Source organism: Aeromonas sp. 600282, from assembly GCF_049175755.1.
In the GTDB taxonomy this organism is placed as follows: Bacteria; Pseudomonadota; Gammaproteobacteria; order Enterobacterales; family Aeromonadaceae; genus Aeromonas; species Aeromonas veronii_A.
Window position 1 is genome coordinate 1 of the sequence record NZ_JAAKVR010000001.1, and the last position, 13620, is coordinate 13620.

13 protein-coding genes are annotated in these 13620 nt (G+C 60.4%); 8 read left to right on the top strand and 5 right to left on the bottom strand.

Features of this window, described 5'->3' with window-relative positions:
• A partial coding sequence (locus G5137_RS00005; protein ID WP_421254665.1) for an integrase core domain-containing protein occupies positions 1-246 on the top strand: 246 nt, incomplete at its 5' end.
• A gap of 98 nt (positions 247-344) precedes the next feature.
• On the opposite strand, the gene mltA is transcribed toward G5137_RS00005, so the two are convergent.
• Positions 345-1496 carry a murein transglycosylase A gene (gene mltA, locus G5137_RS00010; protein WP_421173214.1) on the bottom strand — a complete coding sequence of 384 codons (1152 nt, stop codon included), beginning with the start codon at positions 1494-1496 and terminating at the stop codon, positions 345-347.
• 149 nt (positions 1497-1645) lie between these two features.
• On the opposite strand from mltA, the gene G5137_RS00015 reads away from it, so the two are divergent.
• Positions 1646-1897 (top strand): DUF1289 domain-containing protein, encoded by a 252-nt coding sequence (locus tag G5137_RS00015; protein ID WP_216953548.1) that lies wholly within the window; start codon positions 1646-1648, stop codon positions 1895-1897.
• Between the two features lie 101 nt (positions 1898-1998).
• Here the strand turns inward: G5137_RS00015 and fruA are convergent, their stop codons facing one another.
• The 3 genes from fruA to fruB are packed head-to-tail and all read right to left on the bottom strand — an operon-like array spanning position 1999 to position 5824.
• On the bottom strand, positions 1999-3723 hold the full coding sequence (gene fruA / locus G5137_RS00020; RefSeq protein ID WP_245096568.1) for a PTS fructose transporter subunit IIBC: 1725 nt from the start codon (positions 3721-3723) through the stop codon (positions 1999-2001).
• Positions 3720-4709 (bottom strand): 1-phosphofructokinase, encoded by a 990-nt coding sequence (pfkB, locus tag G5137_RS00025; protein ID WP_421254666.1) that lies wholly within the window; start codon positions 4707-4709, stop codon positions 3720-3722. Before pfkB ends, fruA begins: the two co-directional genes overlap by 4 nt.
• Positions 4709-5824, bottom strand: coding sequence for a fused PTS fructose transporter subunit IIA/HPr protein (fruB, locus tag G5137_RS00030; RefSeq protein ID WP_421254667.1), 1116 nt, complete (start codon positions 5822-5824; stop codon positions 4709-4711). Before fruB ends, pfkB begins: the two co-directional genes overlap by 1 nt.
• Before the next feature lie 296 nt (positions 5825-6120).
• Between fruB and cra the strand changes: the two genes are divergently transcribed.
• The 5 genes from cra to G5137_RS00055 all read left to right on the top strand — a co-directional run bounded on the left by cra (position 6121) and on the right by G5137_RS00055 (position 10961).
• Positions 6121-7107: a catabolite repressor/activator gene (cra, locus tag G5137_RS00035; RefSeq protein ID WP_245096561.1), complete on the top strand. Its 987-nt coding sequence runs from the start codon at positions 6121-6123 to the stop codon at positions 7105-7107.
• Between the two features lie 559 nt (positions 7108-7666).
• Entirely contained in the window at positions 7667-8860 is a 1194-nt protein-coding gene (locus G5137_RS00040) for an aromatic amino acid transport family protein (protein WP_421254668.1), read from the top strand.
• A 154-nt stretch (positions 8861-9014) separates the two neighbouring features.
• Positions 9015-9680 (top strand): hypothetical protein, encoded by a 666-nt coding sequence (locus G5137_RS00045; RefSeq protein WP_421254669.1) that lies wholly within the window; start codon positions 9015-9017, stop codon positions 9678-9680.
• Positions 9681-9824: 144 nt separating this feature from the next.
• Positions 9825-10382, top strand: a complete 558-nt coding sequence (locus tag G5137_RS00050) for a hypothetical protein (RefSeq protein WP_421254670.1) — start codon at positions 9825-9827, stop codon at positions 10380-10382.
• A gap of 192 nt (positions 10383-10574) precedes the next feature.
• Positions 10575-10961, top strand: coding sequence for an MAPEG family protein (locus tag G5137_RS00055; RefSeq protein WP_108571800.1), 387 nt, complete (start codon positions 10575-10577; stop codon positions 10959-10961).
• Between the two features lie 113 nt (positions 10962-11074).
• Here G5137_RS00055 and G5137_RS00060 read toward each other — a convergent pair whose 3' ends face one another.
• Positions 11075-12442 (bottom strand): DEAD/DEAH box helicase, encoded by a 1368-nt coding sequence (locus G5137_RS00060; protein WP_421235798.1) that lies wholly within the window; start codon positions 12440-12442, stop codon positions 11075-11077.
• Between the two features lie 358 nt (positions 12443-12800).
• Between G5137_RS00060 and G5137_RS00065 the strand changes: the two genes are divergently transcribed.
• Positions 12801-13610, top strand: a complete 810-nt coding sequence (locus tag G5137_RS00065; RefSeq protein ID WP_266135035.1) for a substrate-binding periplasmic protein — start codon at positions 12801-12803, stop codon at positions 13608-13610.
• Positions 13611-13620 lie beyond the last annotated feature (10 nt).

Sequence of the window (13620 nt, forward strand, 5' to 3'; positions counted from 1 at the left end):
CTGTATCAGTCATTACATGAACGGTACGGGGTGAAATGCTCGATGACGGATGGGTATGACTGCTACCAGAATGCGTTAGCGGAGCGGGTGAACGGGATTTTGAAAGGAGAGTTATTGTTGCAAAGCCCGCAGGATTTGGCGCAAGCGCGGGAAATGGTGCGTGAGGCGGTGGATATTTACAACGAGGAGCGGCCGCATCATGCGTTGAAATACAGAACCCCCGATGCGGTACATAGGGGGTTCTGAGTAGAGAAATGCTAGTTGAAAATGTGTAAACCTATTTCAGGACTAGATATTCATCTTTGCTCGAGCGCCCGATTACAGACGCCCAAACCCTCAGAGTATTACAACCAGGGGGCAGCAGTCGGCCCGTGGTGCAGGCCCAGCTTCCAGACACGGCCAAAGTGCTTGTAGTGACCGGCCGCGACACCTGCCTTCTCACCCATGCCGTGGTAGAGATCGAGGTGACCCTTCTTCACCGCCCCGCCCACATCCAGCGCAATCAACAAGCGCAGCTGGTGCTTGCCGGTCCAGTTGCCCTCTTTATCGAGCAAGGGAACTTCGGCCAGGATCGGGGTACCCATCGGCAGCAGGGTCTTGTCGGCAGCGACGGCCGCCAGCGGCAGCAGCGGGATACCGGCGGCACCGATCACATCATTAGTCGGGCGACGCTCGAAGAAGACATAGGAGGGGTTCTGCTCTACCAGCTCCTTGACCCTGTGCTCAGGTTGCTGGTTGGCCCACTCCTTGATGGCCTTCATCGACATCTGCTCCTTGGGCACTTCACCGCGGTCAATCAGCACCCGGCCAATGCTCACATAGCCGTGGCCGTTCTTGCCGCTGTAACCCAGATATTGCAGCCTATCGTCGTCACCGTAGTGAACAAAGCCCGATCCCTGCACGTCCATCAGGAAGTTGTCGATAAGGGATTTGCTGTAACCCAGCTCCAACCCGCGGTTGGCAAGGGCGCCCTGGTGGATCTGTGCCCGGGTCGGACAACGGCTGCCGCAGTTGGGCATGGCATAGATGGGGTACTTATACTCGGCATCCGGGCGGTGACGCACCTCCAGCACCGGCGAGTAGTAGCCGGTAAAGAGCACGTTACCCATGCGATCGGCGCCGCCCAGCTGAGCCAGGCTGATACCGTAACGGGTGATGTCGGCAGGATTGCCGCCGCCCGCCACCCAGCGGGAGAGCTGGTGATAGAGCTCGCCATAACGGCTCGCCATCCGCCCTGAACGCTGCATGACAATGCGACTCTGGGGGCCAAACTTGCTGTAATCGGCACTGGCACGACTGTTGACCCGCTCGACCCGCACCAGATCCCCCGGCAAGGTACCGTCCAGATACTGCTTGCCCAGATTTTCCGGCACCTCGCAGTTGAGAAAACATCTGTCATCAGTCTGTTTTTTTGGCACCTCTGCTTTGTCAGAGTTACCCGCACACCCGGCCAACCCCAGCACTATCGCGGTCAGCCAGAATCCGTGTTTGTTCATATGTCCTCATTTAACACCAAGAGTCCTGCTCGGCGGCAAGATGCCAAATTTGCAGGGGGAAAGCAAACGACATCAATCACTTGAAGAGAGATTTCTCCAAAGGGAGGATGCTGGGTTATAACAAGGTGACAGGATATGCGAGGTAATGGATGGAACAGCTCGAAATATTCCCGTTGCAGAGCCCCTGTATCGGGGTCTGCGAGGTGAACAACAAGGGCTATTGCAAAGGATGCCTGCGCAATCGCGAGGAGCGTTTCAACTGGCAGAAAATGAGCCCGGCCCAGCAACAGGATGTAATGCGTCTGTGTCGCGCCCGCAAGGCGCGGGTTGAGGCTGCGCGGCGCAAAGCGCTGGAAGGAGCGCAACCCCAGTTGCCAGAACAACAAGGCTGGGAGTTTTAACCACTCCCTATCTTCCCCTCACAGGTTACCTATCCTCCCGACAAAACAAAAAGCGGCCCGCAGGCCGCTCTTGGTTATGACGTCTTGCCGGGTGGCGAGGCTTATGCCGTGGCCAGCTTGGCCTGCTCTTCGCCGCGCTTGAGCATGGCGTAGGAGACACCGGTCAGCAGCGAGCCTGCTGCAATGGCCACGATATACATCATGACATTGCTGATGGCGTGCGGGATGAACAGCACAAACAGGCCGCCGTGGGGTGCCATCAGCTCACAGCCGAACAGCATGGAGAGCGCACCGGTCAGGGCGCCGCCAACCATACAGGCCGGGATAACGCGCATCGGATCCTTGGCGGCAAACGGAATGGCCCCCTCGGAGATAAAGCACAGTCCCAGTACGAAGGAGGCTTTACCCGCTTCCTGCTCCGCCTTGATGAACTTGGTGCGGGCCAGGAAGGTGGCAATACCCATGCCCAGTGCCGGCACCATACCAGCGGCCATCACCGCTGCCATCGGGGCGTAGGTTTTGGAGGCCAGCAGGCCGACACCGAAGGCGTAAGCCGCTTTGTTGACCGGGCCGCCCATGTCGAAGCACATCATGGCCCCGATGATCACACCCAGCAGCACGGCATTGGCAGAGCCCATGTTGTTGAGGAACTCGGTCATGGCATTCATGATGCCAGCCACCGGACCACCCACTACGTAGATCATCACCAGACCGGTAAAGAGGCTGGCAAAGAGCGGAATGATCAGGATGGGCTTGAGCGCTTCCAGGGTAGTCGGCAGGCGCACTTTGTCACTCAGGTATTTGGCGCTGTAACCGGCCAGGAAACCGGCCACGATGCCGCCGAGGAAACCGGCTCCCAGCGAGCTTGCCAGCATACCGCCGATCATGCCGGGAGCGAGACCCGGGCGGTCAGCGATGGAGTAGGCAATGTAACCGGCCAGCACCGGGATCATCAGGGCAAAGGCGGAGCCACCACCGATCTTCATCAGAGCGGCGGCCAGAGTGCCTTCCACCTTGAACGCTTCGATACCGAACACAAACGAGAGCGCGATGATAAGGCCGCCCGCCACCACCATGGGCAGCATGAAGGAGACGCCGGTCAACAGGTGCTTGTAGGGGCCTGCTTTTTCCTCTTTCTTGGGCTGGCTGGCACCGCTGTGGCGATAGGTTTTCGCCTCACTCCAAGCCTTGTCCAGCTCGGCGCGGGTTTTCTTCAATGCCGCCCCCGTGCTGGTGCGATAGACCGGCTTGCCGTCGAAACGGGCCATGTCCACCTCGATATCGGTGGCGAGGAACACCAGATCGGCAGATGCAATCTCCTCGGCAGTCAGGGCGTTCTGGGCACCGACCGAGCCTTGGGTCTCGACGCGGATCTGATAACCCAGCTGTTTGGCCATGGTCTCCAGCGCTTCTGCCGACATAAAGGTGTGTGCAACGCCAGTCGGGCACGCTGTCACTGCCACGATGCGCTTGCCAGCAGCGGCCGGTTTGGCGGCAGCGGGCGCGGCTTGATGACGATAGACGCTGGCACCGCTGGTTGCGGCTTCCAGCAAGGCAGCCGGATCCTGCATGGCGAGATCCATACTGCCCTGATAGACTCGCTTGCCATCATAGGCGGCGAGATCCACCGGGGCACTGGCGACAACCAGCACCAGATCGGCGGCGGCAATCTGCTCCTTGCTCGGTACTTGGCGGGGCTGCACGCTGGAGCCGACGTCGAGGGTGAGTTCCCAGCCAGCCTGTTTGGCCTGCTGTTCTATCCGTTTTGCAGCGAGAAAGCTGGTGGCAATGCCCGCCGGGCAAGCCGTAACCAAGATTGCTTTCATTGGGCATCTCCTGAGTTTTCCATTGAGGGGGTATGGCATTGAACCGGTGCCAGCGCATCCAGACGCTCTACGCGCACCTGTTCAAGTAAAGGGTTGAGCACATTGATATCGTCAAAGCCGACCGCCACCTGACTGACCGCCAAGGCCGAGACGGCGGTGGCCAGCCGCAGGGTCTGCTCCGGCGCCCAGCCAAGGCTCAGACCATGGGCAAGACCGGCCACCAGCGAATCGCCGGCACCCACGGTACTGACCACCTGCATCCGCGGCGGAATGGCCTGCCAGACGGCATCCGGAGCAAACCAGATAAGGCCATCGGCGCCGTTGGAGATCACCACGTTGGGAATGCCGCTTGCCTGCAGCGTGCGGGCACACTCGGCCTGCTCGCTCAGCGTCTTGATCGGGCGGCCCGCCCACTGGCTCAGCTCCTCCAGATTGGGTTTGACCAGGGTCGGTGCCGCCTTGATCCCTTCGCTTAAGGCCGCGCCGCTGCAATCGAAGATCACCTGCTTGCCCTTGGCCTTGAGCAGACGGATCAGATGGGTGCAGTAATCAGGAGCCACCCCTTTGGGCAGGCTGCCCGCCAGCACAAACCACTCTGCATGCGCAGCCAGCTCGTCGATGGCCTGCTCCAGCTCGCTCACCTCCCCTTGCTGGATGGTGAGCCCCGGCAGGTTGAGATCGGTGACCCGACCGGATTGCTCGGAGATCTTGACGTTGATGCGGGTGCTGCCCGCGACACGGACAAAGTGATCATCCAGCGCACGCTCTGCAAACAGGGAGACAAAGCTCTGTTCATTGTCTGCGCCCAGCCAGCCGGTGACGCCCACGTCGCGGCCCAAGTCCTTGAGCACCATGGCGACGTTGATCCCCTTGCCTGCGGCACGCAAGTTGGCCTCGCTCACCAGATTGACCTCGCCAAGACTCATCGCCTCAAGGCGAGTAGTGAGATCAAGGGCAGGGTTGAGGGTGATGGTAACAATCTTCATCAATGCGCCCCCTCGCCGAGACCTGCGGCGATGGCCTCACCTATCCCCTTGAGGGCGGCTTCGGCATCTGCCCCTTCAGCGCGAAACGCCAGACGATGCCCGCACTTGACCCCAAGGCCGATCACTTTCATCAGGCTCTTGGCGGAGACCGCCTCGCCGCTGCCATCCAGATTGGCAACCCGGATGTCGGATTCAAACTCTTTGGCCACCTTGACCAGCATGGCACCGGGACGAGCGTGCAGGCCGTGGGGGTTGATGATGGTGAAGGTTTCGGAAAGACCGCTCGCAGGCCCCGCCTGCAACATGGCCAGCCCCTCACCGCCCGCCAGCGTGGCAAGTTGGCCTGCAGCCGCCAGTTTGGCCAGATTCTCCAGCTGCGGCAGATGGCCGCTATCTGCGGCGCACAGCAGCAGCATGGCGCTGACCGGCAGTTCACCTGCGCGAAGTTCGCTGCTCGGGGTTGCCAGCACCCAGCCAGTCTGGGCCGATGCTATTTGCTGAACATTGGCCCGCGCCAGCCAGACGCCCTCGCCCAGGTAGGCGGGTTCACTTGCCAACAGGGTGCTCACCATGGCGGCATCGCCCCAGCCCGCCGATTTGGCGCGGGCGGCTGCTCCCAGCAGCAGTTGGTCGCGATCATCGGCCGGGAAGTCAGCCAGGGTCAGGTATTGCACCTCTTTGGCGGCAGTGGCGCCAGTCAGGATGTTGATGATGGTGTCGGCATCGGTGGCTTCTTTGAGCTGAGCTGCCGCCTGCTCGTCACCCAGCACATGGGTGAGCTGGCGCAAAATGCCCAGATGTTCGTCGGACTTGGCGGCGATGCCGATGGCGACGTAGGCGATCTGCCCCTCGTCCCACTCGATACCATTGGGGAACTGGGCCACCATGACGCCTGTGCTCTTCACCAGATGACGGGTATCGGTGGTGCCGTGGGGAATGGCGATGCCACTGCCAAGATAGGTGGCATGCTGCGCTTCACGGGCCAGCATCCCATCCACATAGCCCGCTTCCACCAGACCGGCTTCGGTCAGTTTGCCTGCCAGCAGGGCAATGGCGTCCGACTTGGTTGCCACCGACTGTCCCAGCAAGATCTGCTCTCGCGCCAACTTCAACATAGAGACTCTCCATCAGGTTCCGGCCGCGCCGGTACGTCACAATTGAACATTCGGGTAACTCGCCAGCTGACAATAGACCCGAACACGGTTGACTGTGATCGGAGCCTGATTTTCAGGCCACTGGGTCTCTTCGTTGCTGACAGGCTGAATCGTTTCACTTACACTCAGACTGAATCGTTTCAGCGAATTGATCAAGTACCCACAAAGAGTGCTTTTCAATGATATGATCCCGCGCACACTTTTCGGTGCCCTCACCCGGCAGTGACCGTGGGCCTTGCAACTCAAACAGAGCCAATATGATGAAACTGGATGAAATCGCCGCCCTCGCCGGTGTCTCGCGCACCACGGCAAGCTATGTGATCAATGGCAAGGCCGATCAATACCGCATCAGTCAGGCCACCCGCGACAAGGTGATGGCCGTTGTCACCGCCCATAACTATCAGCCGGACAGCCGCGCCGCCTCCCTGCGCGGCGGCCAGACCAAGACTCTGGGCTTTATCCTGCCCGACCTTGAGAACGCTAGTTACGCCAAGCTGGCCAAACGGCTGGAACAGGGGGCCCGGGCGCAGGGCTATCAGCTGCTCATCGTCTGCTCGGAGGATGATCCCGCCACAGAAAAAGAGCTGGCCCAGATGCTGGTGAGCCGCCATGTGGATGCCCTGCTGGTGGCCAGCTGCCTGCCCCCGGACGACCCCTTCTACGGCAAATTGCAGGCGCAAGGCAGCCAGATCCTCGCCATCGACCGGGCGATGGCCGCCGACAAGTTCGTCACCGTCGCCAGTGAAAACGAGAAAGCGAGCTTTGATCTCACCAGCTCCCTGCTCACCCCGAACTTACGCCATATCGCCTTGATCACCGCGCTGCCGGCACTCACGATCAGTCAGGAGCGCAAAGCCGGTTTCGAGCAGGCGGTCGCCAGTCACAGCGCGGCTCGCCACCTGTGCGAGGGGGATCACTTCTCCCGCCTTGAGGGGTATCGCCTGATCAAAGATCTGCACCAGCAGCTGGGCCAGTTGCCCGAAGCGCTGATCACCACCTCCTATATCCTGATGGAGGGAGTACTCGACTACCTGTTGGAGCAAGAGATCGACATGAGCCAGCTCGCCATGGCCACCTTCGGGGACGATCGCCTGCTCGACTTCCTCCCCTTTGGCATCAACTCCCTGCCCCAGCAGCACGACGCGCTGGCGAGCCAGGCGCTGGATCTGGCGCTCAAGGCGGTTAACGGCGAATACCAGAGCGGGCTGCACTATGTGAGCCGCACCCTCAAGCGCCGCCGCTAACCTGACCGCAGCAGACCCGATTTGCTGTCAATGGGTGGGTAAAGCGAACAGATAACAATAAGGCTGCCAGCATCGGCAGCCTTATTGTTTTCCCCCACAACCCTACCCGCCCGCTTTGCTTTCTCTACCGTCTGGCCGACTAAACAACCGGCCTCCACACTCCTTTCACCCCGCAACTAAACGCCAACGCTACGACAAGGCACTCCCCCATCCGTGCAGCAACCACTTGGCTGACCTGTATCAATGAGCCCCTGCCAGTCATTTTTTCGGTGCTTTTTTCTGCAATTAGCCATCACTGTCATCATTTATTTCCACTTGTTGCCACCAGCCAGCACAAGATCCGTATAAAGGGGGTTGTTTCCGCTATTTTGATCCGCTAACGTGGCAACCATCTTTTACAACTGACAGGTTTTAGGTACAGATGTTCCCGTTCCGATATTGCTAGCCTCCGGCCCTATCACCGGAGGCACCTTCTGATAACGCCAATCGGCCCCCTCTTGTTGACGTCACTGCTGACATCGCCTGTTTGCACTGATACCGCTATGTTCGGATGGATAACATGAATACCAAAACTCTGGGTTGTACCCTGTTGATTGCCGGCACCACCATAGGTGCCGGCATGCTGGCCCTGCCGCTGGCCTCCTCCTCCCTCGGCGGCCCCGCCACCCTGATGTTGATGGTCGGCCTCTGGGCCCTGATGGCCTTTACCGCCATGCTGCAAGTAGAGGCAAGCCTCAACACCGGCAAATGGTACCTGCACCAGCTGGCGGACCATCTGCTCGGCCCCTGGGGCAAGCGTATCGCCTCCTTCTGTATCCTGATGCTGTTCTACTCGCTGGCCTCCGCCTACATCAGCGGCGGCAGCAGCCTGCTGGCACAGGCGCTGGCCGATGCCGGCATCACCCTGAGCCAGGAGCAGGCCGCTTGGGCCTTTACCCTGCTGTTTGGTGGCATGGTCTGTGTCGGCACCCGCTCGGTGGATTACCTCAACCGACTGATGTTCACCGTCAAACTGGTGATCATGGTGGTGGTGCTGGCGTTGCTGCTGCCCCGCACCGAAGGGCAGCATCTGCTCTCGATGCCGCTGGGTCAGGGCCTGTTGCTGGCGGGCCTGCCGGTCATCTTCACCTCGTTTGGCTTTCACGGCTCCATTCCGAGCGTGATGCTCTACCTCGGTGACTGCCCAAAACAGCTGCGTCGGGTCTTTGTCTGGGGCTCAGCCCTGCCACTGATCCTCTACGTGCTGTGGCAGGTAGCGATCCTCGGTCTGCTCGGCCAACAAGCCCTGCTGCAAACCGGTGGTGCGCTGGACAGCCTGCTGGCAAACGTCGGCAAACTGGTGAGCTGGCCTGTGTTTAATCAGGCGATGCACTTGTTTGCCGACCTGGCGCTCGCCACCTCCTTCCTCGGGGTAACGCTGGGACTGTTTGACTTTATGGCCAAGGTGACTCGCCGCAAGGACAACTGGCAGGGCCGCACCCAGACTGGCCTTATCACCTTTGTGCCGCCATTGCTGTTTGCCCTCTACTTCCCGCAGGGCTTTATCATGGCCCTCGGCTACGCCGCCATTGCGCTGGCGATCCTCGCGGTACTGCTGCCGGTGGCGCTGGTGTGGCAGAGCCGCAAACAGGCGCCCGCCCACCACTACCGCGCCCCGGGTGGCGTAGTGGCGCTTGGAGTGGCCGGCGTGATGGGTGTGCTGATTGTCGGCGTCCAAATCAGCGTCAGCATGGGACTGCTGCCCGCGCTGTAATCCCCGATACTGAAAGCAAAGCCCCGCCAATTAACTTGGCGGGGCTTTGTGCTATCAACGCTGCCATGATTCTGCCCATTCCCTCCTCGCACAAGAGGGATAAAGGACGTTTCAGCTACGCTTTCTCCATATGCAATGGAGTGGGGAGCAAGGTATGAAGTGGGCTGGCTGGTGGCTGCTGTTTTGCCTGAACTCGATTGCCCAGGGCGCGCCCCTGACGCTGGCGGCGCCCGTGGAATATATCTCCCTGCTGCGCCCCTTCTATGAGGAGTGGTTTGGCAAGGCCAGGGTCGATTTTACCTTTATCCCCTGTACCAGCGCCCGCTGCAAAAAGCTGCTTGATTCCGATAGCACCATCGCTGGCGATATCGCCCGGATCAAGGGCTTTGAGCAGACCCATCCGCATATGATCCCGGTCGGCACGGCGATTGGCGAAGTGACCATCTATGCCCAGAGCAAGCAGGACGCCAGCTGGCCACCCGCCAGTCAGGAGCGGGTTGGCTGCCTGCGCGGCATTCAGTGGTGCAGCCGCTATCTCGACAGTCGACGCATCGTCTGGTTCAACGATGAGAAGCAGGGTCTCGCCCTGCTCCAGCGCGGCAGAACCGACTGGGTGATCCGGCTACTGCCCACCAATCAATCCCCCCTTGCCGCACCATGGAAACGGGTCTCCGATATCGAGGTTTATCTCTACCTCAACAAGAGCCGCCAGGCCGATATCGCCGCCCTTGTCCAATCCCAGCAGCAGCTGATAGCGAGCGGCCGCTGGCAGCAGATGCAGGAGCGCTACTTCTCGGCCCTGCTGACCCCCATCCGCTGATCGGGGCACCACCGAACAAACCGCCAAGAACCGTGTTTTATACAATCTTTTTTGCCACCGAAGCCTGAACGGACAGTTCAAAACCCGTTCATGCCCGCTCGCTACACTGCCCCCTCGTTTATCGCTTTCAGGAGCCTGAAAACAATGATGTTGCATCTCACGAAGAGTTCCCTTGCCCTTGCTCTGCTGGCAGCCAGCGGCGCCCTCAGCGCGGCCGAAATCACCAACAACAATATCACCGAGGCCGACATCAAGGCGGCGCAGGATGCCTGGGGCGCGGTGCTCATCAAGATCAGCGATGACTATCGGGCCGGCGGCATTGAGCGCGCCAAAGCCACCGCCGAGGCGGTACTCGACAGCGCTTATGGCTACCAGCAGGGGCCGGTACTGTTCAAACCCACCCTCGCCGGTGGTGAGCAGACCTTTCGCACCACCCGCGAGGGGGCGCTGGCCTATTTTGTCGGCAACAACAGCGCCTATCCGGCAGATAGCGGTTTTGCCCTGAAAAACTGGCAGAGCTACCGCTATGACAATGCCGCCGTCTATATCAACGGCAACATGGCGCTGACCATGGGCAAGGTGCATCTGGTGGATCGCGACAACAAGGAGACCACGGTCGACAAGAGCTGGGGTTTCAAGAAGGGGAATGATGGCAAGGTGCGCATCGTGCTGCACCACTCCTCTCTCCCCTACGGCGCCTGACTGGCGAAGTGCAGCTGACAGAGCACGCCACCTAAAACCAGACAACAAGCCCTGCCAGACTGGCGGGGCTTTTTTATCCGGCAAGGGTGCTTTGGGCGCCATGGCCGAGCCCCCTTTACTGCTACCCTCAAGGGCAAGCCATTGAGCACGCAACAGATCCATGCTTATCCATCACCTCGGGAGCCCTACGCCATGACCATACTGCCCATCTATGCAGCCCTGCTTGCCCTGCTCTTTGTCCTGCTCAGCGTACGCACCATTCGCACCCGTCACCGCCAGAAAGTGGCGCTCGGCCATGGCGATGATCCCGCCATGCTGCGGGCCATGCGGGTGCACGCCAACTTTGCCGAGTATGTCCCCCTCGCCCTGCTGCTCATCTATTTCGTCGAAACCGGCAGCCATGCCCCCTGGCTGGTTCATCTGCTAGGGAGTGCCCTGCTGCTTGGTCGCCTCTGTCACGCCTTCGGCATGAGCCGCACGCCGGAGAATTTCCGCTATCGAATAGTGGGAATGGGGCTGACTTTCACCGTCATTTTGCTGAGTGCGGCCTGTCTCCTGATCACCGCCCTGCTCTCCTGACCAGAGCAGGTCAGCCAAACGCGGAGCCGCAGAAGCAGAAATAGAAAAGCCCTGCCGATATGGCAGGGCTTTTCGTTTAACCGATCAGGGTGGGAGAGTGGCTCTCCTTGCCCTTACTGGTTATGGCTGGCGCGACGGGGGCGACGGGCCTGAGCCGGCTTGGCGGCGCCATCAGCCGGACGCTGACCCCCCTGGGGCTTGGGCTTGCCGCCGTTGCCGGAGCGAGCGGCACCCTGACGCTGGCCTTGACCTTGCGGACGCGGCGCACGGCGCTGCTCGCTCGGATCACGGGGCTCTTTGCGCAGCGGCGCGCCGATACCACGGGCGATGTTGTCGAGGGTCTCGCGGGACGCTTCAAAACCAGCCACCTGCTCGCAGGGGATGTTCTGCTTGGTCAGACGCTCGATGGCTTTGATCAGTTTGCCTTCATCGGCCGCAACCAGGGAGATGGCGTGACCGGCCGCGCCGGCACGACCGGTACGACCGATACGGTGCACGTAATCTTCCGCCACGTTCGGCAGCTCGAAGTTCACTACCTGCGGCAGCTTGTCGATATCGAGGCCACGGGCCGCGATGTCGGTCGCCACCATCACGCGCACACTGCCATCCTTGAAACCGGCCAGCGCGCGGGTACGGGCGCCCTGGCTCTTGTTGCCGTGAATGGCGGCAGCACTGATGCCGTCTTTTTCAAGCTTCTCGGCAACGCGGTTGGCGATGTGCTTGGTACGGGTAAAGACCAGCACCTGCTGCCAGTTGTTGCTGGAGATCAGGTGGCTCAGCAGGGCAATCTTGTTGGCCTTGTCGCACGGGTGCACCAGCTGCTCGATACGCTCGGCGGTACTGTTGCGCGGGGCCACTTCGATCACCGCCGGGTTATCCAGCAGACCGGTGGCCAGCTCGCGAATTTCATCGGCGAAGGTGGCGGAGAAGAGCAGGTTCTGGCGCTTCTTCGGCAGCAGGGTCAGGATGCGGCGGATGTCGCGGATAAAGCCCATGTCGAGCATGCGATCCGCTTCGTCCAGTACCAGGATCTCCACTTCGTCAAACTTGACGGCATTCTGGTTGTAGAGATCGATCAGACGGCCAGGACAGGCCACCAGCACGTCCAGACCACGGCGAGTCGCCATCATCTGCGGGTTGATGCTCACGCCACCGAATACCACGTGGCTGCGCAGGGGCAGATGCTTGCCATAGTTGCGCACGCTCTCGCCCACCTGGGCGGCCAGCTCGCGCGTCGGGGTCAGTACCAGCGCACGGACGCGGTTCGGAGAGACCTTGCGCTTGCTCTCCATCAGACGTTGCAGCATCGGCAGGGTAAAGCCTGCGGTCTTGCCGGTCCCTGTTTGGGCCGCCGCCATCAGATCGCGGCCAGCCAGAACGGCGGGGATCGCTTGTTGCTGAATGGGAGACGGGGTGTCGTAGCCTTGTTCGGCAACGGCACGCAACAAGGGTTCGGCCAGACCGAGGGAAGTAAAACTCATAGTTACCTGCTAGGGATAGGGGCGCCGACAATCCGGGATGGGGCTCCTCTGCTGAGCCGATGCCATCTCGCCAGACTCGGGCCTGTTGAGAACACAACGATTTCCCCGGGGAGCAGAGCAAAGGGGAAAGAATAGGGGCGCAGTCTAACGGAGTTGTGCCGGATAAACGAGAAAAATGTGATGCTCCTCCCAGCACGCACAGAAAAGCCCTCTGCTCTCCACCGAATAATCCCGTTGACCAGTGAAGCACGCACCACACTATTAACTGACAACTTATTACCTGTCCCGCCATCGTGATGCGCGGGTCGCAGGCGCACGGGATAGTAGAGAACAAAAAGCAGAATAACGAGGTTAAGCTATGAGCACGCAATATCGTCCCCACGGCAACTGGCAGGCCAAGCTCTGCCTGCTGCTGCTTTTGCTGACCCCTTCCCTGCAGGCCAGTCAGACCCTGACCGTGGCCTGGAGCCACTGGCCCCCCTTCAGTCAAATCAACAACAGGGGTGAGCTGGACGGGCTGGATGTCAGCCTGACTCGCCAGATCCTCACCCAGGCGGGCTTTGCCCCCAAATTTCGTGAGATCCCCTGGGCGCGGGCACTCCATCTGGTGGAGCACGATCAGCTGGATGTGGCGATGGCCGCCCTCCCCCTGCCGGAGCGGCAGAAGTATGCCCGCTTCTCTGCACCCTATCGCCAGAGCGCCTATGTGCTGTTGAGTAATAACCCGATTCCAGGCCATCAGGATCGCTGGGGAAAGCTCGATACCTTGTCCAAACTGTGCCACAACAAGGAGCTCAAAATTGGCAAACTGCGCGGTACTCGCCCCATTCATCAAATGGACGAGTGTCCTGCCCTCAAGGGGGCGACCGAGTACAATGCCGATGATCGACTAATCGAACTGCTGCTGGCCCGCCGTCTCGATGGCATCATTATGGAGTGGCAATATGCACGCTATCGGCTCTCCCAATTGGGCGCCGAGGGGTTTATCAGTTGTCAGCTGTTGCTGCACCATCAGCCGGTCAGCCTGATGTTTGCCAAAAACAGCATGAGCGAAGAGCAGCTCCTCAAGGTCAACGAGGCCATTCACGCTATGCCCAAACACCATGGGAAGTTCTCTCCCCCCAACTGCCGTCTCGATGCCGATCCGCAGGACGCTGATCACTCTTGATAACCGACGA